Source organism: Sulfitobacter mediterraneus, assembly GCF_003054325.1.
GTDB classification, from domain to species: domain Bacteria; phylum Pseudomonadota; class Alphaproteobacteria; order Rhodobacterales; family Rhodobacteraceae; genus Sulfitobacter; species Sulfitobacter mediterraneus.
This window is the reverse complement of the sequence record NZ_QBKU01000002.1, coordinates 255,890-275,044: the sequence shown is the minus strand read 5'-3', so window position 1 is coordinate 275,044 and position 19,155 is coordinate 255,890. Positions and strand designations below refer to the sequence as shown.

The window sequence follows — 19,155 nt, the reverse complement described above, 5'->3', positions numbered from 1 at the left end:
ATGAACCATCCGCCCACAGAACAGATTTATTCAGAACAACCGGCACCCTCGTGCCAAGATATTCCGCGAAATGAAGGAGATGAAACGTGAAACTCACTTCGCAGGCGCTGCCTTCGTCTGAAGGCTACAAGACCAACGAAACCGCCCATTTGGAGGCGCTGGATCAGGTGCGTGAGGCGGCGCAGGCCGCGGCACTGGGCGGCGGCGAGAAATCCCGCGCCCGCCACGAAAGCCGGGGCAAGATGTTGCCGCGGGAACGTGTCGCCAACCTGCTGGACCCCGGCAGCCCGTTTCTGGAGATAGGCGCAACGGCGGCGCATGGGCTTTATGATGGGGCGGCGCCCTGTGCGGGTGTGATCGCAGGCATTGGCCGGGTGCAGGGGCAAGAGGTCATGGTGGTGTGTAATGATGCCACCGTGAAGGGCGGCACCTACTATCCGATGACGGTGAAAAAGCACCTCCGCGCTCAGGAAATTGCCGAGACCAACCATCTGCCTTGTGTCTATCTGGTCGACAGCGGCGGGGCGAACCTGCCCAATCAGGATGAAGTGTTTCCCGACCGGGATCATTTTGGCGCGATTTTTTACAATCAGGCCCGGATGAGCGCCAAGGGCATTCCGCAGATTGCGGTTGTGATGGGCTCTTGCACCGCTGGCGGAGCCTACGTTCCGGCGATGTCTGACGTGACGATCATTGTCAAAGAGCAAGGCACGATTTTTCTCGCTGGTCCGCCGCTGGTGAAGGCGGCAACGGGCGAAGTGGTCTCTGCCGAAGATCTGGGCGGCGGTGACGTACACACCCGCCTGTCCGGCGTGGCCGACTATCTGGCCGAGGATGATGCCCACGCCCTGTCACTGGCCCGCCGTGCCGTGGGGCAGCTGAACCGCAGCAAACCCAAGACCGTGGAATGGGCCAGCCCCGAAGAGCCGGCCTATGATCCATCCGAACTGCTGGGCGTGGTGCCCGCCGATCTGCGCACGCCTTACGACATTCGCGAGGTGATCGCGCGTTTGGTGGATGGCAGCCGCTTTGATGAGTTCAAGGCCCGCTTTGGCGAAACCCTTGTGACCGGATTTGCCCATGTCAAAGGATGCCCGATCGGGATCGTGGCCAACAATGGCGTGCTGTTTTCGGAGGCAGCACAAAAAGGCGCGCATTTCATTGAACTGTGTTCGCAGCGCAATATCCCGCTGGTTTTCCTGCAAAACATCACTGGCTTTATGGTGGGGCGCAAGTACGAGAACGAAGGTATTGCCCGGCACGGCGCCAAGATGGTGACGGCTGTGGCCAGCACCAATGTGCCCAAAATCACCATGTTGGTTGGCGGCTCCTTCGGGGCGGGCAACTATGGCATGTCGGGCCGGGCCTATCGCCCGCGTTTCTTGTGGACCTGGCCCAACAGCCGGATTTCCGTGATGGGCGGCCCGCAGGCGGCGGGGGTTTTGGCGACGGTCAAACGAGATGCCATCGAACGGGCAGGCGGCACCTGGTCCGCCGAAGAAGAGGCCAGTTTTAAACAGCCGACCATTGATATGTTCGAAGAGCAGAGCCATCCGCTTTATGCTTCCGCGCGGCTTTGGGATGATGGGATCATTGATCCACGCAAGAGCCGCGATGTGTTGTCGCTGTCGCTCTCCGCCAGTTTGAATGCACCGATTGAGCCGACACGCTTTGGCGTGTTCCGGATGTGATGGCGATGGATCACAAAGGCGCAGGGGTTTTTTTTGGGACAGAGCTGGGGGCCAGCCCCCAGACCCCCGGAATATTTAAGGCCAAAAAGGAAGACAAAGTAGAAAGTGAAGGAACGGCGAATGTTTGACACGATCCTTATTGCGAACCGGGGCGAGATTGCTTGCCGGGTGATGGAAACGGCGAAGGCCATGGGTGTGCGCTGTGTGGCGGTGTATTCTGATGCGGACCGGTCGGCAAAACATGTGCAGATGGCGGATCTGGCCGTGCATATTGGCGGCTCGGCCCCGGCGGAGAGCTATCTTAAGGGTGATGTGATCATTCAGGCGGCGCTGGAGACCGGCGCACAGGCGATCCACCCCGGCTATGGGTTCCTGTCCGAGAACCCCGATTTTGTCGAGGCGGTCGAGAAGGCCGGTTTGACCTTTATCGGGCCATCGGCATCGGCCATTCGGGCGATGGGCCTGAAGGATGCGGCCAAGGCATTGATGGTGGAGGCCGGAGTGCCGGTGGTGCCGGGCTATCACGGGGCGGATCAGGATGATGCGCTTTTGGCGGCAGAAGCGGGCAAGATCGGCTATCCGGTGTTGATCAAGGCGGTTGCGGGCGGCGGCGGCAAGGGTATGCGTTTTGTGGAAGAGGCGGGCGGGTTTCAGGCGGCGCTGGAGTCGGCCCGCTCTGAGGCCAAGACCGCCTTTGGCAATTCGGATGTTCTGGTTGAGAAATTTGTGACCAAGCCGCGCCATATCGAGGTGCAGGTGTTTGGCGATGGCACCAAGGCGGTACATCTGTTTGAGCGTGATTGTTCATTGCAGCGTCGCCATCAGAAAGTGATCGAAGAGGCACCCGCGCCGGACATGCCGCAGGACGTGCGCGATGCCATGGGTCAGGCGGCGGTGCGGGCCGCAGAGGCGATTGGTTATGCCGGGGCCGGCACGGTCGAGTTCATCGTGGATGGATCGGGCGGCTTGCGGGCAGATGGGTTCTTTTTCATGGAGATGAACACAAGGTTGCAAGTGGAACACCCTGTGACCGAGCTGATAACAGGTGTGGATCTGGTTGAATGGCAGCTGCGCGTGGCGGCGGGCGAGAGCCTGCCCAAGCAGCAGGGTGAATTGTCGATCAGCGGGCATGCTTTTGAGGCGCGGCTTTATGCCGAAGACGTGCCCAAGGGTTTTTTGCCAGCGACCGGCACGTTGACGCATTTGCAGTTCACCCCGCAGACCCGCGCCGACAGCGGTGTGCGGGCAGGGGACACGATCAGCCCGTTTTACGATCCGATGATTGCCAAGGTGATTGTGCATGGGCCGAACCGCGATGTGGCCTTGTCGCGCTTGCGGGCCGCGCTTAGCGGTTGTCAGGTGGGCGGTACGGTGACCAATCTGGCCTTCCTCGGGGCGCTTGCGGGCCATGAAGGCTTTGGCAAAGGCGAAGTGGATACCGGGTTGATTGCCCGTGACATTGATGCGCTCACAGCCGCACCGGAGATTGCACCGCGGCATGCGGCATTGGCTGGGATGGCGGCGCTGGGGCTTTTGGACACCCAAGCAGAGACTGGTTTTACCCTGTGGCGGGCGCTACGGCGTCAGATCATGCTGGGTTGGGGCGGAGAGGAACATTTTCTGAAAGTGCGGGTGATTTCGCCGGATGAGCAGCATTGGACCGTTGGCGAGAACGAAGTGCAGGCGTTGCGCCGGGGTGGTCGGTGGACCATTGGCGGTTTGCCTGCCGCGGATGTGGCCACAGCGGGCGCAACGGTCACAGTGTTCGAGGGCTACGGCATGGCCTTTGAGGTGATTGATCCGCTTTCGCGGGCTGCAGGGGCGCAGGGCGATGGCAATCTCATCGAGGCGCCGATGCCTGGTCTTGTCCGTGCTGTGGATGCCAAAGTGGGGCAGGCCGTGGCCAAGGGCGACCGTCTGGCGGTGCTGGAGGCGATGAAGATGGAACATTCCTTGCTGGCGGCCCGCGATGGCATCGTGGCCGAAGTTCTGGCCACAGCTGGCGATCAGGTTGAAGCCGGGGCAGCACTTGTTAGGTTGGAGGCCGAAGAGGAGGCCGCTGCATGATCACATTGCACCACTGCCCGCAGACCCGCTCGATGCGCACCCTTTGGTTGCTCAACGAGATGGATGTGGAGTTTCAGCTTAAGCTGCACGCGTTTGACAAGTCGCTGCGCGATCCGGAGTACCTGAGCCTGTCACCGGCAGGCCGGGTGCCTGCGCTTGAGATCGACGGAGAGCGGATGTTTGAGACCGGCGCGATCACGCAATATTTGTGCGAACGCTACAGCCCTGACCGGTTGGGCCGTCCGGTGGATGATCCCGACCGTATGGCCTGGCTGGTCTGGGTGCATTTTGCCGAAACCATCAGCCAGCACACGGCGGCATTGACCCAGCAACATGTGGCGCTGCGCGAGGACCATATGCGCAGCCCCATCGTGATGAAGCTGGAGGCGGCGCGGATTGCCAAATGTTATGATGCGCTTGAGGCACGGCTGAGCACGCCGGTGGAGAACCGCGACTATCTTTTGACCAGCGGGTTTTCGGCTGCGGATATTTCTGTTGGTCAGGCAGTTTATATGTCACGCTACTTTGTGAAGCTGGATCAGCACCCTGCGGTGGCTGAATGGTATGCACGGATCACGGCGCGGGACAGCTTTGCCAAATCCCTGCCCACAGAGGGCGGGATCTATGAACAGGAATTTTATCCGCCTTGGCCAATAGAAAAGGTCTGAGGCGGATGCGGCAACGAAGGGGAATGCCATGAGCTTGGGACCATGTGAGATTTTTGAGGTCGGCCCCCGGGACGGATTGCAAAACGAGGCACGGGAAATACCTGTGTCTGAAAAGGTCGCGCTGGTCGACCGGCTGAGCGATGCGGGCTTTCGCCGGATTGAATGCGCCAGTTTTGTCAGCCCCAAGTGGGTGCCGCAGATGGCAGGGTCGGGCGAGGTTCTGAGCCAGATCAAGCGGGCCAAAGGCGTGCGCTATGCCGCTCTGACGCCCAACTTGCGCGGCTATGAAGATGCGCTGGCGGCCAAGGCTGATGAGATCGCAGTGTTCGGGTCTGCCTCCGAAGGGTTCAGCCAGAAGAATATCAACGCCAGCATCGCAGAATCGCTCGAACGGTTTGTGCCGGTGCTCGAAGAGGCGCGGCATCTGGATATTCCGGTGCGCGGCTATGTGTCATGTGTGGTGGAATGCCCCTATGACGGAGCGGTTGATCCCTCTGCCGTGGCGATGGTGGCGGACAAGCTGTTTGCCATGGGATGTTACGAGGTTTCGCTGGGCGACACGATTGGCGCGGGCACACCGGACAGCATCGCAAAGATGCTGCTCGCGGTGCGCGATGTGGTGCCGGTGGGGCGTCTGGCGGGGCATTACCATGACACTCACGGGCGGGCGATGGCCAATATTGATGCCTCTCTTTCGATGGGGGTGCGGGTCTTTGATGCGGCCGTTGGCGGCTTGGGGGGGTGCCCCTATGCGCCGGGGGCGGCGGGGAATGTCGCCACTGAGGCGGTGAATGCGCATTTGACCGCGCTGGGCTATGAAACCGGTCTGGATCAGGCGGTGATCGAAGAGGCCGCCGAGATGGCCCGCGCAATGCGCGGCTAGTGCCGCCGGTGCGGCAGTGGAAAAAGTAAAGTAGGAACAACATGTTCGAGACCATTGAGATAACAACCGACACGCGCGGTGTGGCGACGCTGACGCTGAACCGTGCGGAAAAGCACAACGCCATGTCCGCGCAGATGCTGGCCGATCTGACGCAGGCAGCGGCGGACCTAGCGGCGGATGATGCCGTGCGGGTGGTGGTGTTGACCGGTGCGGGCAAATCGTTTTGCGCGGGCGGGGATCTCGGCTGGATGCGCGATCAGGCCGAGATGGACCCGGAAACCCGCAGCAAAGAGGCAGGCAAGCTGGCGACAATGCTCGGGGCGCTCAACAGTCTGCCGAAACCTTTGATTGGCAAGGTGCAGGGCAATGCCTTTGGCGGCGGGGTTGGCATGGCATCAGTCTGTGACGTGGCGATTGGCGTGGACAGCCTCAAGATGGGGTTCACGGAAACCCGGCTGGGGATCATCCCGGCGACCATCGGACCCTATGTTCTGGCCCGGATGGGCGAGGGTCGGGCGCGGCGCGTGTTCATGTCGGCGCGTCTTTTTGGTGCGGATGAGGCGATTGATCTGGGCCTGCTGGCCCGCGCGGTGCCAGCGGATGATCTGGATGCGGCGATAGAGGCCGAAGTGGTGCCCTATCTGTCCTGCGCACCGGGGGCGGTGGCAGCGGCCAAGAAACTGGCCCGTGATCTGGGACCACGGATTGATGATGAGGTCGTAGCGCATACCATCGCCGCACTGGCGGAACGTTGGGAGACAGAGGAAGCCGCCGAAGGCATCGGTGCGTTCTTTGATCGGCGCAAGGCGGCTTGGATGGCGTGAGGGGCAGGGGCGCGACCCTTTGTCTGCTCGCGGCGCTTGGCGCTGTAATCTGCGCCGTGCCTGCCAGCGCTTTGAGCTGTCGATACCCCGAGGCCTTCTATGGCGCAGATCCTGACACGCAAACCAAGGATGACTATGTGCGGCGGTTCGCTATGGCCCATCGCGATTTGGCACAAGGGACGTTTCTGGTCTGGGGTGTCTTTGAAAAGGTGAAATCCGGGCCGTTTACCCATGAGGTCGAGGCCGATGCCCGGTTTGCGCGTTGGGTCGATCCCGGCACCGCGGCAGATGAAGTTAAGGCTGATGTCACCTATACCTACCGGCGTGCCATTCGATTTTCGGGCGTGCGACTGAACAACGGATCAGCCGAGCCCTTCTCGACCAGACAGACGATCATTAACTTGCCGGTTCGAGAGCAGTTCATCGGATCACTGCCTGCGTTTGATGAGCCGGTGTTTGGCATGATGCGGTCATTGGGGCAGGGGGATTGGGTCGAAATTCGCGCTGATCTGTGTGACGCTTATTTCCCGCTTTCTGAAACGATGTACCAGAAGGTCCGGGCCTGTTTGGCGGACCCAGATTGCACGATTGCGGATTGATCGACTGCACTGGGGTAAACCGCGAACGCGGCCAAGCCCTTGCGGTCAATCCGCGCGAGGCACCCCATATCCATCCAATTGCGCCTGATAACAGCCCATCTGAGGCCATTTCCACCCATCCTCCCGTTGACCCTGACCACCACCTTGGCTAAACCCGTTCCAAGTCTGTTCTGCCAGCGTCTTTGACCAATCCAAAGACTGCCAAGCTAAAGGAGCCTCCCCTTGGACGACATGCTGCGGGAATATCTGCCCATCCTTGTTTTTCTGGCCGTGGCCATCGGGTTTGGCGTTGTGCTGATCCTTGCCGCTATTGTGGTTGCTGTGCGCAACCCGGATCCTGAAAAAGTGTCCGCCTATGAATGTGGGTTCAACGCCTTTGACGATGCGCGGATGAAGTTCGACGTGCGATTCTATCTCGTCTCGATCCTGTTCATCATTTTTGACCTTGAGATTGCCTTCCTGTTCCCATGGGCAGTGGCGTTCAAGGATATATCCATGGTCGGCTTTTGGTCGATGATGGTGTTCCTGGGGGTTTTGACCGCCGGATTTGCTTATGAGTGGAAGAAAGGGGCGCTGGAATGGCAGTGACCGCAACGGCAGGGCCCGACCGCGAGGTTGCAACGCAGGCCCTGAACGCAGAATTGCAGGACAAGGGGTTCCTTGTCACGTCAACCGCAGACATCATCAACTGGGCCCGAACGGGGTCGTTGCACTGGATGACCTTTGGTCTGGCGTGCTGCGCGGTCGAGATGATGCACACCTCGATGCCCCGCTATGATCTTGAGCGTTTCGGCACCGCGCCGCGCGCCAGCCCGCGCCAGTCGGATCTGATGATCGTGGCTGGCACGCTGACCAACAAGATGGCACCGGCGCTGCGCAAGGTATACGACCAGATGCCAGAGCCGCGCTATGTGATCTCGATGGGGTCTTGTGCCAACGGCGGTGGCTACTACCACTATTCCTACAGCGTTGTGCGCGGCTGTGACCGGATCGTGCCGGTGGACGTCTATGTGCCGGGCTGCCCGCCCACGGCCGAGGCGCTGCTTTATGGTCTGTTGCAATTGCAACGCAAGATGCGCCGGACAGGGACAATTGTAAGATGAGCGAGCAACTGCAAGAACTCGGCGCCTATATTGAGGCCAAACGCCCCGATTGTGTGCTGTCATGGGAGATTGCCCATGGTGAGCTGAACGTGGATGTCACGCTGACCAACATCACTGGTCTGGTGGAATTTCTCAAAGGTGATGCGACCTGCCGGTTTTCGACATTGATCGACATCACGGCGGTGGATTACCCGGGCCGTGCCAAACGCTTTGACGTGGTGTACCACTTCCTCAGCATGTACCAGAACCACCGCATCCGCCTGCGCGTGGCCGCGCGGGAAAAGGATATGGTGCCATCGCTGGTCGACGTACATCCCAGCGCCAACTGGTTTGAACGTGAGATTTTCGACATGTTCGGCATCCTGTTTTCCGGCCACCCGGACCTGCGCCGCATCCTGACGGATTATGGCTTCCGCGGGCACCCGCTGCGCAAGGATTTCCCGACCACGGGTTATACCGAAGTGCGTTATGACGAGGCGCAAAAGCGCGTGGTCTATGAGCCGGTTAAGCTGGTTCAGGAATACCGCCAGTTTGATTTCATGTCGCCATGGGAGGGGGCTGAATACATCCTGCCCGGCGACGACAAGGCGGAGGCGAAGTAATGGGCGGTATCTGGTGGTTGATCCTGTCTGCACTGACCGCCATCCCGATGGTCAAGCTGCTGCCATTCTTTGGCATCAACAAATACTGGGCGGCTGTGTGCCTTGTCCCGCTTGGCACAATTGCCTTGCTGTGGTGGATGGGTCTCAAGCTGCAAGAGTTGGAGAAACTGTGATGATTGCGTTTCTGGAAAAGATGATGGCCGAACTGTTTGGGCAAAGAGAGAGATTGACCATTCCTGTGGAAACAAGCGAGCAAGAATTGCGCGGCTGGCACATGCGGTCGAGGGGGTGGAAATGATCTCCATTTCGGACTATTTCTTGCTTCTCCTTCTCACTGGCGGTGGTTTGCTTCTATTGACAGTGACTATTCTCGCCCCGGTTCTTATCTGGAGCACATATCGGATCATTGTCCGGAGCTACCCTTACAAGAAGGTGCTGAAATAATGGACGGCGATATTCGCGTGAACACCTATGATGACGGCTCGACCGATGCTGTCACCGGGGAACAGAAGATCCGCAATTTCAACATCAACTTCGGCCCGCAACACCCTGCGGCGCACGGGGTTCTGCGTCTGGTGCTGGAACTGGACGGCGAGATTGTAGAACGCTGTGATCCGCACATCGGCCTGCTGCACCGCGGCACGGAAAAGCTGATGGAAAGCCGGACCTATCTGCAAAACCTGCCGTATTTTGACCGGCTGGATTATGTGGCACCGATGAACCAGGAACATGCCTGGTGTCTGGCCATTGAAAAGCTGACCGGCACCGAAGTGCCACGCCGCGCCAGCCTGATCCGGGTGCTTTATTCCGAGATTGGCCGGGTATTGAACCACCTGCTGAACGTGACCACGCAAGCCTTGGACGTGGGGGCGCTGACGCCGCCGCTCTGGGGTTTTGAGGAACGCGAAAAGCTGATGGTGTTTTATGAGCGGGCCTGCGGCGCGCGTTTGCACGCAGCTTACTTCCGCCCCGGCGGTGTGCATCAGGATCTGCCCGAAGACCTGATCGACGATATTGAGACTTGGGCCAATGAATTCCCCAATCTGCTGGCGGATATTGACGGGTTGCTGACCGAAAACCGGATTTTCAAACAGCGCAACGTTGATATCGGTGTGGTCAGTGAACAGGACATTCTGGATTATGCCTTCAGCGGCGTGATGGTGCGCGGCTCTGGCATGGCATGGGATCTGCGCCGGTCGCAGCCCTATGAATGCTATGACGAGTTCGATTTCCAGATCCCGGTTGGCAAGAACGGCGATTGTTTTGACCGCTACCTCTGCCGCATGGAAGAGATGCGCCAATCGGTCAGCATCATCCATCAGGCGATTGCCAAGTTGCGCGCGCCCGAGGGCAAGGGCGATATTCTGGCACGGGGCAAACTGACCCCGCCAACCCGCTCCGCGATGAAGACCAACATGGAAAGCCTGATCCACCACTTCAAGCTTTATACCGAAGGGTTCCACGTGCCAGCGGGCGAGGTGTATTGCGCCGTCGAAGCGCCCAAAGGCGAGTTTGGCGTGTTCCTTGTGGCGGATGGATCCAACAAACCCTACCGCGCCAAGATCCGCGCACCGGGCTATCCGCATCTTCAGGCGATGGATCACATCAGCAAAGGCCACCAGTTGGCCGATGTTGCCGCGATCATCGGCACCATGGACGTGGTGTTCGGGGAGATCGACCGCTGATGCGGCCGATGGCCCATCACCTATTTGAATACACTCATGGCGGGCCATCGGTCCGCCAAACAAACGAAAGCTAGAGACTATGCTGCGCCGTTTGCACCACGAACAACCAGAAAACTTTGCCTTCACCCCCGCCAATCAGGCATGGGCCGAAGCGCAGATGACCAAATACCCCGAAGGGCGTCAGGCCAGCGCGATCATTCCGCTGCTGTGGCGTGCGCAGGAACAGGAAGGCTGGCTCAGCCGTCCGGCGATTGAGCATATCTCTGACATGCTGGGCCTGGCCTATATTCGCGGGCTTGAGGTCGCGACCTTTTACTTCATGTTCCAGTTGCAGCCTGTCGGCTCTGTTGCGCATATCCAGATTTGCGGGACCACAACCTGCATGATTTGCGGCGCCGAAGATCTGGTTGGCCTGTGCAAGGAACGCATTGCACCGAACCCGCACGAGCTGTCGGCGGATGGCAAGTTTTCCTGGGAAGAGGTCGAATGCCTTGGTGCCTGCGCCAATGCGCCGATGGCGCAGATCGGCAAGGACTATTACGAGGATCTGACCCGTGACAAGCTGATTGCGCTGCTGGATGATCTGTCTGCTGGCAAGGTGCCGGTTCCGGGCCCGCAAAACGGGCGTTACGCCTCTGAACCGCTTAGCGGTCTGACAAGCCTGACGGGTCATGACAGCGGCAAGACGCAATACAACGCCAGCGCGCAGCTGGCCGTGGACATTGGCGACAGCGTTAAACGCATTGATGGCACCGAAGTGCCGTTGCTGACCCCATGGCTCAAGGGTGCAAACGCGGACAAGAAACCTGCGGCGGCGAAAAAGACCAAAGCGGCGGCAAAACCCGCGGCGTCCAAACGCGCGGTGGGCGAAAGCTCTGACAAGCATTCCGAAACACCGGGCGAAGCGCCGAAAGCCAAGGCAAAAGCCAAGCCCAAGACGGGCAGCGTTGCGCCAGCACCGGCCAAGGCTGACGCTGCTCCGGCTGCGGGTAAGAAGCCACGCACCATGAAAGCGCCGCGCAAGGCGGGCGCGGATGATCTGAAAATGATCAAAGGTGTCGGACCTAAGCTTGAGGGTTTGCTGAACACCATGGGTTATTTCCACTACGACCAGATTGCGAAGTGGGACGCACAGGCGGTGGCTTGGGTGGATGAGAATTTGGAAGGCTTCAAAGGTCGTGTGAGCCGCGACAATTGGGTCGAACAGGCGGTTAGACTGGCCGCAGGCGAGGAGACAGAGTTTTCCACGCGGGCCAGCAAGGGGAATATCTACAAAGACTGAGACATAAAAAACAACGGGAAGAGGGACGAAAATGACAGATAACACAGACGGCGCCGATTGCGCGCGTAACTGTTGGATCATGGGTGCCGTGGGCGGCGTGATCTGTGCACTGCTGCTGCTGGCTCTGGCGGGCTGGTCGTTCCTTTCATCGGTGTTTGCAGGGATCGTGATTGCGATCATTCTCGGCTATTTGTTGATCCAGTTCCGCTGTAGCAGCAGCGGCAATGCCTCTGCCTCAGGTCCAGCAGCGACATCCGTCTCTGCGGCCAGCGCAGCCAGCACGGACACCACAACCTCTGCGGCGCCGGCTGCCTCCTCTGCCGCTGCAACCGCCCATGCGGCCCCGGCCAAGGCTGTGGATTTGGTGGATGATGCGCCAGAGACCAGCCCGGCCGATGAAGCAGCCCCCGCAGCAGCCGCACCCGATGCGGCAACTGCCAAACCGGCAGCAGCGGCCAAGCCCAAGGCCACTGCCAAACCCAAGGCAAATGCGAAACCCAAGGCGGCGGCCAAGCCCAAGGCGCCGGCGAAACCCAAAGCGGCAGCCAAACCCAAAGCTGCGGCAAAGCCAAAGGCGGCTGCCAAACCCAAGGCAGCCACCGCATCCGCCGCCAAGCCCAAACGTGCCGCTGTTGCGGCGGATGGCAAACCCGAATTGATGACTGCGCCGCGTGCAACCGGTGCGGATGATCTCAAACTGATCAGCGGCGTTGGCCCCAAGTTGGAGCAAACCCTGAACGAAATGGGCATCTGGCACTACGATCAGGTGGCGGGCTTGCGCAAGAAAGAGATCGCTTGGGTCGATGACCGCCTGCGTTTCAAAGGCCGGATTGAACGGGACGATTGGATCAGCCAGGCCAAAATTCTGGCCAAAGGCGGCGAGACAGAGTTCTCGAAGCGTAAGAAGAAATAGACCGGAGCGTCCCGCAGATGAGCGTTGAGACAGACAAAGCGATTGCACGCAAGGGCCAGAGTGTTGCTCTGGTCATTGCCGTGACGATGGTGCTTTGGATTATCGCGCAATGGGCGGGGCCTGCTTTGGGGCTGCCGGGGCGCTATGCGCTTTTGTTCGATTTTGCAGCTTTGGCCGCGCTCTTTTGGGCGTTGGTTGTGATTTATCAGATATGGCAGGCCCGGCGGGCCGCCAAAGCAAGTGAGTAGGTAGGCAGTTATGCTTCAGGACCAAGACCGCATCTTTACCAACATCTACGGGATGCATGACCGTACCCTTAAGGGCGCACAGGCGCGTGGCCATTGGGATGGCACGGCGGGCATCATCAAGAAAGGCCGCGACTGGATCATCGACCAGATGAAAACCTCCGGCCTGCGCGGGCGCGGCGGTGCGGGTTTCCCCACCGGTTTGAAATGGTCCTTTATGCCCAAAGAAAGTGATGGCCGTCCTGCCTATCTGGTGATCAACGCGGACGAATCCGAGCCGGGCACCTGCAAAGACCGTGAGATCATGCGCCATGATCCGCATACGCTGATCGAAGGCTGTCTGATCGCCAGTTTCGCGATGAACGCCAACGCCTGTTACATCTACATTCGCGGGGAATACATCCGCGAGCGTGAAGCGCTGCAAGCCGCGATTGATGAGGCGTATGACGCTGGTCTTGTCGGCAAGAACGCGTCAAAATCCGGTTGGGATTTTGACATCTATCTGCATCACGGGGCTGGTGCCTATATCTGCGGTGAAGAAACTGCACTGCTGGAAAGCCTTGAGGGCAAAAAGGGCATGCCGCGGATGAAGCCGCCGTTCCCTGCGGGCGCGGGCCTTTATGGGTGCCCGACCACGGTGAACAACGTGGAATCGATCGCGGTTGTGCCAACGATTCTGCGGCGCGGGCCAGAATGGTTTGCCGGTTTTGGCCGTCCGAACAATGCGGGCACCAAGCTGTTTGCGATCTCGGGCCACGTCAACAACCCTTGTGTGGTTGAAGAGGCGATGTCGATTTCCTTTGAAGAACTGATCGAGACCCATTGCGGCGGTATTCGCGGCGGTTGGGACAATCTCAAGGCGGTGATCCCGGGCGGGTCGTCGGTGCCGATGATCCCAGGTGCGCAGATGAAAGACGCGATCATGGACTTTGACTATCTGCGCGAACAACGGTCGGGCCTTGGCACGGCGGCGGTCATCGTGATGGACAATTCCACCGATGTGATCAAAGCGATCTGGCGGTTGTCGAAGTTCTACAAGCACGAAAGCTGCGGCCAGTGTACGCCCTGCCGCGAGGGCACGGGCTGGATGATGCGGGTCATGGACCGTCTGGTCACAGGCGATGCGGAACCCGAAGAGATCGACATGCTGCTGGATGTGACCAAACAGGTCGAAGGCCACACGATCTGTGCGCTGGGGGATGCGGCGGCATGGCCCATTCAGGGTTTGATCCGTCACTTCCGTGACGAGATCGAAGACCGGATCAAGCACAAGCGCACCGGGCGCGTTTCAGCAGTGGCGGCAGAATAATGGAAGGCTTTTCAGAGTATAGCCACGCCATCCTGTCCTTGGCACTTTGGTCGGTGATTGTGGCGCTGCTGGCCGGGGCATCGACCATGGGCCGGTCCGCCGAGAAACGTTGTGAGTGCGGCAAGCCCAAGCGGGATTATTCCGATGTAGTCTACCGCCGCGAACGGGCGTTTATGAACGCGGTTGAAAACTCCGGCCCGTTTGTGGCTGCGACCGTCGCTGCAATGCTGGCTGGCGCGCCTGCGTTCTGGGTCAATCTTCTGGCCTCGTTGTTTATTGTGGCGCGGATCGCCATGGCGATCGTGCACATCAAAACCGAAAACCAGAGTCTGCGATCGACCTGTTTCGCAGTGGGTTGGTTCTGCATGTTGGCCTTGGCTGTTCTTGCCGTAGTGGCGGTGCTTTGATCTGATGAAACACCCTGCCGGTCATCATCTCGCAGAGCTGAACCTGGGCATTCTCAAATACGATTGGGATGATCCAAGGGTGCAGGACTTTGTGAATGGGCTGGATCTGGTCAATGGGGTTGCGCAACGCGCACCCGGTTTTGTCTGGATGATGAACGAAGAAACCATGGACAGCGAACAGAATGACCCAGAGGGCGCGATGGGTGGCAACCCGCGCATGGCCTCGACCCTTTCTGTTTGGGAAAGCGTTGAAACGCTTGAACATTTCGTCTGGAACACGGTCCACAAACGGTTTTATGACCGTAAAGACGAATGGTACGACATGGGCGCGGCAATGCGGTTTGTGATGTGGTGGGTGCCAGAGGGGCATCAACCGACCATGGCCGAAGCGATGGAACGGTTCCGCCATCTGGAAAAAAACGGCGAAAGCGATTTTGCCTTTGGCTGGTCATCGATCAAATCCGCAGAGCTTTGGAAAACCAAGGCTTGCGGTACGGGGCAGGCGGCGTGATGACGATGAGCGGGCAACATAAGATGATGCGGGGGCTGCGGCCTCTTCGTATTCTGGCGGAGAAGTAAGATGAAGATAATTGTTCCGGCCTTGATGGTTGTCGCACTTTTGGCGGGCTGTACGAACAAGGACAAGCTGACCCCGTTCGAGGGGTTCTATTATCGCACCAAGGTGGCGAAGGTGGACAAACAGCTGGATGTTTTCACTGTGACAGTGCGCGACGCCTCCCAATCGGTAGAGGGCGCGCGGCAGGCGGGTGAGCACGCGGCGATCTCGCATTGTGTGCGCTTTTATGGCACCTCCGACATCGAATGGACGGTTGGGCCGGACACCCCCGCAGAGGAGTTGAGAATTGTGGATGACCGGCTGATTTTCAGCGGCCGTTGCCCACAGTAAAATTTGGCGCGTAAAACCCGCCTGAGGCTTTGCATTTTGTGATGTTATTGCCTATCAGACACCAAAACCGCATGTGCAAGGCGGGCCCGTTTGCCCGCACCACATGAGGAGAAGTAAGAATGCGATTTATCGTGATTGCAATAACTGGATTGAGTTTGATGGCGGCGCCCGCCATGGCCAAGCCCCCACTGCGGGAGGTGGCTGTGATTGATGATGCGCTGCTTGATCTTGGAATTGCTGACCGGATCCGCAAAACCTGCCCTACGATCTCGGCGCGGATGCTCAAAGCGGTCAGTTATGTTTGGGATCTGAAGGCCCAGGCGCGGGCGCTTGGCTATTCCGAGGCAGAGATCGACGCCTACGTGGACAGCGAGGCCGAAAAAGACCGGATGCGTGCCCGTGGAAGGGCGTTTTTCAAGGCAAAGGGGGTCGATACTTCTGACCCGCAAAGCTATTGTGCGCTAGGACGTGCAGAGATTCAAAAATCGAGCCGGATCGGTTCGTTACTGAAAGCGAAGTGAGCATATGAGCGATACCCGCAAGATCATCATCGACGGCAAAGAAATCGAAGTCGATGGGGCGATGACCCTCATTCAGGCCTGTGAGCAGACCGGCGTCGAAGTGCCGCGGTTTTGCTACCATGAACGGCTGTCGATTGCCGGGAACTGCCGGATGTGTCTTGTGGAAGTTGTGGGCGGCCCGCCCAAGCCTGCGGCCTCTTGTGCGATGCAGGTGCGCGATCTGCGCCCCGGCCCAGAAGGGCAGCCGCCCGTGGTCAAGACCAACTCGCCCATGGTCAAGAAGGCCCGCGAAGGGGTCATGGAGTTTCTGCTGATCAACCACCCGCTGGATTGCCCGATCTGCGATCAGGGCGGCGAATGCGATCTGCAGGATCAGGCGATGGCTTATGGCGTTGATTTCTCGCGTTACCGCGAACCCAAGCGCGCCACTGAAGATTTGGATCTGGGGCCATTGGTTGAAACCCATATGACCCGCTGTATTTCCTGCACCCGCTGCGTGCGTTTCACCACTGAGGTGGCGGGCCTGCACATGATGGGCCAGACGGGCCGCGGCGAGGATGCCGAAATCACCTCGTATCTGGGTCAGACACTCAACAGCAACTTGCAAGGCAACATCATTGATCTGTGCCCGGTGGGCGCGTTGGTGTCGAAGCCTTACGCCTTTACCGCCCGTCCGTGGGAATTGTCCAAAACCGAAAGCATTGATGTGATGGATGCGCTTGGCTCCAACATCCGGGTGGACACCAAGGGCCGCGAAGTGATGCGTATTCTGCCGCGCAACCATGACGGCGTGAATGAGGAATGGATTTCCGACAAAACCCGTTTTGTCTGGGACGGTCTGCGCCGCCAACGTTTGGACACGCCTTATATCCGTGAGAACGGCAAGCTGCGAAAAGCCAGCTGGCCCGAGGCGCTGTCCGCTGCGGCGGCGGCGATGAAGGGCAAGAAAGTTGGCGGTCTGATCGGGGATCTGTCTTCGGTTGAGGCGGCCTTTGCCCTCAAGCAATTGATCGAAGGACTGGGCGGCAACGTTGAATGCCGCACTGATGGCGCGAAATTGCCTGCGGGCAACCGCTCTGGCTATGTGGGCTCGGCCACCGTTGAAGACATCGACAACGCACAGGCGATCATGTTGATCGGCACCAACCCAGCGGTTGAAGCGCCGGTGTTGAACGCACGTATCCGCAAGGCCTGGACCAAAGGCGCGGGCATTGGTGTGATCGGCGCAAATGTTGATCTGACCTATGAGACCATGCACATCGGCGATGATCCGTCGATCATGTCCGACCTGATGAAGCGGGATCATTCTGATGTGGCTGATAAGCCGTCGGTGATCATCATCGGGCAGGCGGCCCTTGCGCGTGAAGACGGCGCGGCGATCCTGGCCGAAGCAATGGCGCTGGCCGACAGCACCAAATCCACCTTCATGGTGCTGCACACTGCAGCAGGCCGGGTGGGCGCGATGGACATTGGCGCAACATCCGAGAACGGCATCGCCGATGTTCTGGGCGCAGAGGTGATCTATAACCTTGGCGCGGACGAGGGCGACATTCCCGCCGGTCCGTTTGTGATTTACCAAGGCAGCCATGGCGACCGGGGCGCGCACCGCGCTGACATCATCCTGCCCGGTGCGGCCTATACCGAAGAGCCGGGCCTGTTTGTGAACACAGAAGGACGGCCGCAAATTGCACAGCGTGCCGGTTTTGCCCCCGGTGAGGCCAAGGAAAACTGGGCTATCCTGCGGGCGCTGTCTGCTGAGCTTGAGGCAACCTTGCCGTTTGATTCCATTGCGGCCCTGCGTCAGCAATTGGTCGCGACGCATGGGCATCTGGGCGATGTGGACGAGGTTGCCGCAAATGAATGGCAACCCTTGGAGCGCGGCAAGATCACGGCCAACCCGTTTGATGCGGCGATCAAGGATTTCTATCTGTCCAACCCGATTGCCCGCGCCAGTCAATTGATGGCGGAACTGTCCGCCAACGCCGCCGCACGCGCCGCTGCACCACTGGCGGCGGAGTGAAGCGGGTGGCAGCACTTTTTCCTCTTGCCTTGGCGGCCTGCGAGACACCGCCGCCCACGGCGGAGGATTTCATCCCGGAATACAAAGGGGTGGAAACCAAGCTTTTGGAGGGCGATCTGGTGCAGTTCAATGTCGCCATGACCAAAGCACAAAGTACAAAAGACGTGGCGAATTACGCCAGATGCGCAGCTGCGCAGTACACGTTAATCCGTGGTTACGGTTTTGCGCGTCATGTCCGCACAAATGTGAGCCAAGAGGGTAGCATATGGCGGGCAGATGCTGTTTACACAATCTCGCCGAGCCTGCCGCGCGGCTTGAGGACAATTGATGCCGAAGTGACTGCGCAAGACTGCGTAGAACGCGGCATACCGACGGTGTGAGGGACTAATGGCTGATTTCTTTTACAACACGGGTCTGGGCATTGCCTTGCTGACATTGGGGCAGGTTCTGTTGATCCTTCTGCCGCTTTTGGTCGCGCTGGCCTTTTTGATGTATGCGGACCGCAAAATCTGGGCGGCGGTGCAGATGCGCCGGGGTCCAAACGTGGTGGGTGTCTTTGGCCTGCTGCAAAGTTTCGCGGATTTGCTGAAATATGTGGTGAAAGAGGTTGTCGTCCCTGCAGGCGCTGACAAGCCGGTGTTCTTTCTTGCGCCGATGGTGTCGCTGGTGATGGCACTGATCGCCTGGGCGGTGATCCCCTTTAACGAGGGTTGGATCCTGTCGGACATCAACGTGGCGATCCTGTATGTTTTTGCGGTCTCCTCGCTTGAAGTTTACGGCGTGATCATGGGCGGTTGGGCGTCGAACTCCAAATATCCGTTCCTCGGCTCGCTCCGCTCTGCGGCGCAGATGATCTCTTATGAGGTTTCGATTGGCCTGATCATTATTGGTGTGATCCTGTCCACCGGATCGATGAACTTTAGCTCTATTGTGAACGCACAAGACGGCGATTGGGGGATCTTCAACTGGTACTTCCTGCCGCATTTCCCGATGCTGTTCCTGTTCTTTATCTCGGCGCTGGCCGAAACCAACCGCCCACCTTTTGACCTTCCCGAAGCGGAATCAGAACTGGTGGCGGGCTATCAGGTTGAATATTCCTCCACGCCGTTCCTTTTGTTCATGATCGGTGAACTGGTGGCTGTGGTGCTGATGTGCGCATTGGTATCACTGTTGTTCTTCGGTGGCTGGTTGTCTCCGGTGCCGTTCCTGCCCGATGGCTTCTTTTGGATGTTCATCAAGATGCTGTTTGTCTTCTTCATGTTCTCCATGGTGAAGGCGATCACACCGCGCTACCGCTACGACCAGTTGATGCGTTTGGGGTGGAAAGTGTTCTTGCCGTTCAGCCTGTTCTGGGTGGTGTTCGTGGCCTTTGCCGCAAAATTCGAATGGTTCTGGGGTGTCTATGCCCGCTGGACCGTAGGGGGCTGAT

Annotated in this window: 22 protein-coding genes; all 22 read left to right on the top strand. The window is 59.1% G+C overall.

Translation table 11 applies throughout. The annotated features are described in order from the left end of the window. The first annotated feature begins 86 nt into the window (after positions 1–86). The 22 genes from C8N31_RS04465 (at position 87) to nuoH (ending at position 19,154) form a co-directional block, all read left to right on the top strand. Positions 87–1,691, top strand: a complete 1,605-nt coding sequence (locus C8N31_RS04465) for a carboxyl transferase domain-containing protein (RefSeq protein ID WP_025048928.1) — start codon at positions 87–89, stop codon at positions 1,689–1,691. A 120-nt stretch (positions 1,692–1,811) separates the two neighbouring features. Then, positions 1,812–3,758, top strand: a complete 1,947-nt coding sequence (locus C8N31_RS04460; RefSeq protein ID WP_025048929.1) for an acetyl/propionyl/methylcrotonyl-CoA carboxylase subunit alpha — start codon at positions 1,812–1,814, stop codon at positions 3,756–3,758. After that, positions 3,755–4,426, top strand: a complete 672-nt coding sequence (locus C8N31_RS04455; RefSeq protein WP_025048930.1) for a glutathione S-transferase family protein — start codon at positions 3,755–3,757, stop codon at positions 4,424–4,426. Before C8N31_RS04460 ends, C8N31_RS04455 begins: the two co-directional genes overlap by 4 nt. 28 nt (positions 4,427–4,454) lie before the next feature. Continuing rightward, on the top strand, positions 4,455–5,309 hold the full coding sequence (locus tag C8N31_RS04450) for a hydroxymethylglutaryl-CoA lyase (RefSeq protein WP_025048931.1): 855 nt from the start codon (positions 4,455–4,457) through the stop codon (positions 5,307–5,309). A gap of 41 nt (positions 5,310–5,350) precedes the next feature. Next, complete coding sequence (locus C8N31_RS04445) at positions 5,351–6,133, top strand: crotonase/enoyl-CoA hydratase family protein (RefSeq protein ID WP_025048932.1); 783 nt, start codon at positions 5,351–5,353, stop codon at positions 6,131–6,133. Between the two features lie 71 nt (positions 6,134–6,204). Further along, entirely contained in the window at positions 6,205–6,732 is a 528-nt protein-coding gene (locus C8N31_RS04440; protein WP_156026908.1) for a hypothetical protein, read from the top strand. Positions 6,733–6,954: 222 nt separating this feature from the next. Beyond that, complete coding sequence (locus C8N31_RS04435) at positions 6,955–7,320, top strand: NADH-quinone oxidoreductase subunit A (RefSeq protein WP_025048934.1); 366 nt, start codon at positions 6,955–6,957, stop codon at positions 7,318–7,320. After that, positions 7,311–7,835, top strand: coding sequence for a NuoB/complex I 20 kDa subunit family protein (locus C8N31_RS04430; RefSeq protein WP_025048935.1), 525 nt, complete (start codon positions 7,311–7,313; stop codon positions 7,833–7,835). The genes C8N31_RS04435 and C8N31_RS04430 overlap by 10 nt, the downstream gene beginning before the upstream one ends. Beyond that, positions 7,832–8,437, top strand: a complete 606-nt coding sequence (locus C8N31_RS04425; RefSeq protein ID WP_025048936.1) for an NADH-quinone oxidoreductase subunit C — start codon at positions 7,832–7,834, stop codon at positions 8,435–8,437. Before C8N31_RS04430 ends, C8N31_RS04425 begins: the two co-directional genes overlap by 4 nt. Next, on the top strand, positions 8,437–8,610 hold the full coding sequence (locus C8N31_RS20280; RefSeq protein WP_025048937.1) for a hypothetical protein: 174 nt from the start codon (positions 8,437–8,439) through the stop codon (positions 8,608–8,610). The genes C8N31_RS04425 and C8N31_RS20280 overlap by 1 nt, the downstream gene beginning before the upstream one ends. A 270-nt stretch (positions 8,611–8,880) precedes the next feature. Then, a complete protein-coding gene (locus tag C8N31_RS04420) occupies positions 8,881–10,122 on the top strand; it encodes an NADH-quinone oxidoreductase subunit D (protein WP_051544630.1) in 1,242 nt (413 codons plus the stop codon). A 79-nt stretch (positions 10,123–10,201) separates the two neighbouring features. After that, positions 10,202–11,404, top strand: coding sequence for an NADH-quinone oxidoreductase subunit E (locus C8N31_RS04415; RefSeq protein ID WP_025048939.1), 1,203 nt, complete (start codon positions 10,202–10,204; stop codon positions 11,402–11,404). Between the two features lie 31 nt (positions 11,405–11,435). Next, on the top strand, positions 11,436–12,317 hold the full coding sequence (locus tag C8N31_RS20275; protein ID WP_025048940.1) for a hypothetical protein: 882 nt from the start codon (positions 11,436–11,438) through the stop codon (positions 12,315–12,317). Between the two features lie 17 nt (positions 12,318–12,334). Beyond that, complete coding sequence (locus tag C8N31_RS04405) at positions 12,335–12,565, top strand: DUF5337 domain-containing protein (protein ID WP_025048941.1); 231 nt, start codon at positions 12,335–12,337, stop codon at positions 12,563–12,565. A 10-nt stretch (positions 12,566–12,575) separates the two neighbouring features. Beyond that, positions 12,576–13,871 carry an NADH-quinone oxidoreductase subunit NuoF gene (gene nuoF, locus C8N31_RS04400; RefSeq protein WP_025048942.1) on the top strand — a complete coding sequence of 432 codons (1,296 nt, stop codon included), beginning with the start codon at positions 12,576–12,578 and terminating at the stop codon, positions 13,869–13,871. Then, a complete protein-coding gene (locus tag C8N31_RS04395) occupies positions 13,871–14,278 on the top strand; it encodes an MAPEG family protein (RefSeq protein WP_025048943.1) in 408 nt (135 codons plus the stop codon). Before nuoF ends, C8N31_RS04395 begins: the two co-directional genes overlap by 1 nt. A 4-nt stretch (positions 14,279–14,282) precedes the next feature. Next, complete coding sequence (locus tag C8N31_RS04390; protein ID WP_025048944.1) at positions 14,283–14,789, top strand: DUF3291 domain-containing protein; 507 nt, start codon at positions 14,283–14,285, stop codon at positions 14,787–14,789. Between the two features lie 69 nt (positions 14,790–14,858). Next, the gene (locus C8N31_RS04385) at positions 14,859–15,185 is read left to right on the top strand and encodes a hypothetical protein (protein ID WP_025048945.1); all 327 of its coding nucleotides are present in this window, start codon (positions 14,859–14,861) and stop codon (positions 15,183–15,185) included. 173 nt (positions 15,186–15,358) lie between these two features. Next, positions 15,359–15,706 carry a DUF5333 domain-containing protein gene (locus C8N31_RS04380; protein ID WP_310437635.1) on the top strand — a complete coding sequence of 116 codons (348 nt, stop codon included), beginning with the start codon at positions 15,359–15,361 and terminating at the stop codon, positions 15,704–15,706. Positions 15,707–15,710: 4 nt separating this feature from the next. Then, a complete protein-coding gene (gene nuoG / locus C8N31_RS04375) occupies positions 15,711–17,726 on the top strand; it encodes an NADH-quinone oxidoreductase subunit NuoG (RefSeq protein WP_025048947.1) in 2,016 nt (671 codons plus the stop codon). Beyond that, entirely contained in the window at positions 17,723–18,106 is a 384-nt protein-coding gene (locus C8N31_RS04370) for a hypothetical protein (RefSeq protein ID WP_025048948.1), read from the top strand. Before nuoG ends, C8N31_RS04370 begins: the two co-directional genes overlap by 4 nt. Positions 18,107–18,113: 7 nt before the next feature. Then, the gene (gene nuoH / locus C8N31_RS04365) at positions 18,114–19,154 is read left to right on the top strand and encodes an NADH-quinone oxidoreductase subunit NuoH (protein WP_025048949.1); all 1,041 of its coding nucleotides are present in this window, start codon (positions 18,114–18,116) and stop codon (positions 19,152–19,154) included. The last annotated feature ends 1 nt before the right edge of the window (position 19,155 follow it).

Excerpts from the sequence above, each read along its gene's own strand:
- C8N31_RS04460 (WP_025048929.1), top strand. The coding sequence starts at position 1,812 with ATGTTTGACACGATCCTTATTGCGAACCGGGGCGAGATTGCTTGCCGG.
- C8N31_RS04455 (WP_025048930.1), top strand. The coding sequence starts at position 3,755 with ATGATCACATTGCACCACTGCCCGCAGACCCGCTCGATGCGCACCCTT.
- C8N31_RS04450 (WP_025048931.1), top strand. The coding sequence starts at position 4,455 with ATGAGCTTGGGACCATGTGAGATTTTTGAGGTCGGCCCCCGGGACGGA.
- C8N31_RS04445 (WP_025048932.1), top strand. The coding sequence starts at position 5,351 with ATGTTCGAGACCATTGAGATAACAACCGACACGCGCGGTGTGGCGACG.
- C8N31_RS04430 (WP_025048935.1), top strand. The coding sequence starts at position 7,311 with ATGGCAGTGACCGCAACGGCAGGGCCCGACCGCGAGGTTGCAACGCAG.
- C8N31_RS04425 (WP_025048936.1), top strand. The coding sequence starts at position 7,832 with ATGAGCGAGCAACTGCAAGAACTCGGCGCCTATATTGAGGCCAAACGC.
- C8N31_RS20280 (WP_025048937.1), top strand. The coding sequence starts at position 8,437 with ATGGGCGGTATCTGGTGGTTGATCCTGTCTGCACTGACCGCCATCCCG.
- C8N31_RS04420 (WP_051544630.1), top strand. The coding sequence starts at position 8,881 with ATGGACGGCGATATTCGCGTGAACACCTATGATGACGGCTCGACCGAT.
- C8N31_RS04415 (WP_025048939.1), top strand. The coding sequence starts at position 10,202 with ATGCTGCGCCGTTTGCACCACGAACAACCAGAAAACTTTGCCTTCACC.
- C8N31_RS20275 (WP_025048940.1), top strand. The coding sequence starts at position 11,436 with ATGACAGATAACACAGACGGCGCCGATTGCGCGCGTAACTGTTGGATC.
- C8N31_RS04405 (WP_025048941.1), top strand. The coding sequence starts at position 12,335 with ATGAGCGTTGAGACAGACAAAGCGATTGCACGCAAGGGCCAGAGTGTT.
- nuoF (WP_025048942.1), top strand. The coding sequence starts at position 12,576 with ATGCTTCAGGACCAAGACCGCATCTTTACCAACATCTACGGGATGCAT.
- C8N31_RS04395 (WP_025048943.1), top strand. The coding sequence starts at position 13,871 with ATGGAAGGCTTTTCAGAGTATAGCCACGCCATCCTGTCCTTGGCACTT.
- C8N31_RS04390 (WP_025048944.1), top strand. The coding sequence starts at position 14,283 with ATGAAACACCCTGCCGGTCATCATCTCGCAGAGCTGAACCTGGGCATT.
- C8N31_RS04385 (WP_025048945.1), top strand. The coding sequence starts at position 14,859 with ATGAAGATAATTGTTCCGGCCTTGATGGTTGTCGCACTTTTGGCGGGC.
- C8N31_RS04380 (WP_310437635.1), top strand. The coding sequence starts at position 15,359 with ATGGCCAAGCCCCCACTGCGGGAGGTGGCTGTGATTGATGATGCGCTG.
- nuoG (WP_025048947.1), top strand. The coding sequence starts at position 15,711 with ATGAGCGATACCCGCAAGATCATCATCGACGGCAAAGAAATCGAAGTC.
- nuoH (WP_025048949.1), top strand. The coding sequence starts at position 18,114 with ATGGCTGATTTCTTTTACAACACGGGTCTGGGCATTGCCTTGCTGACA.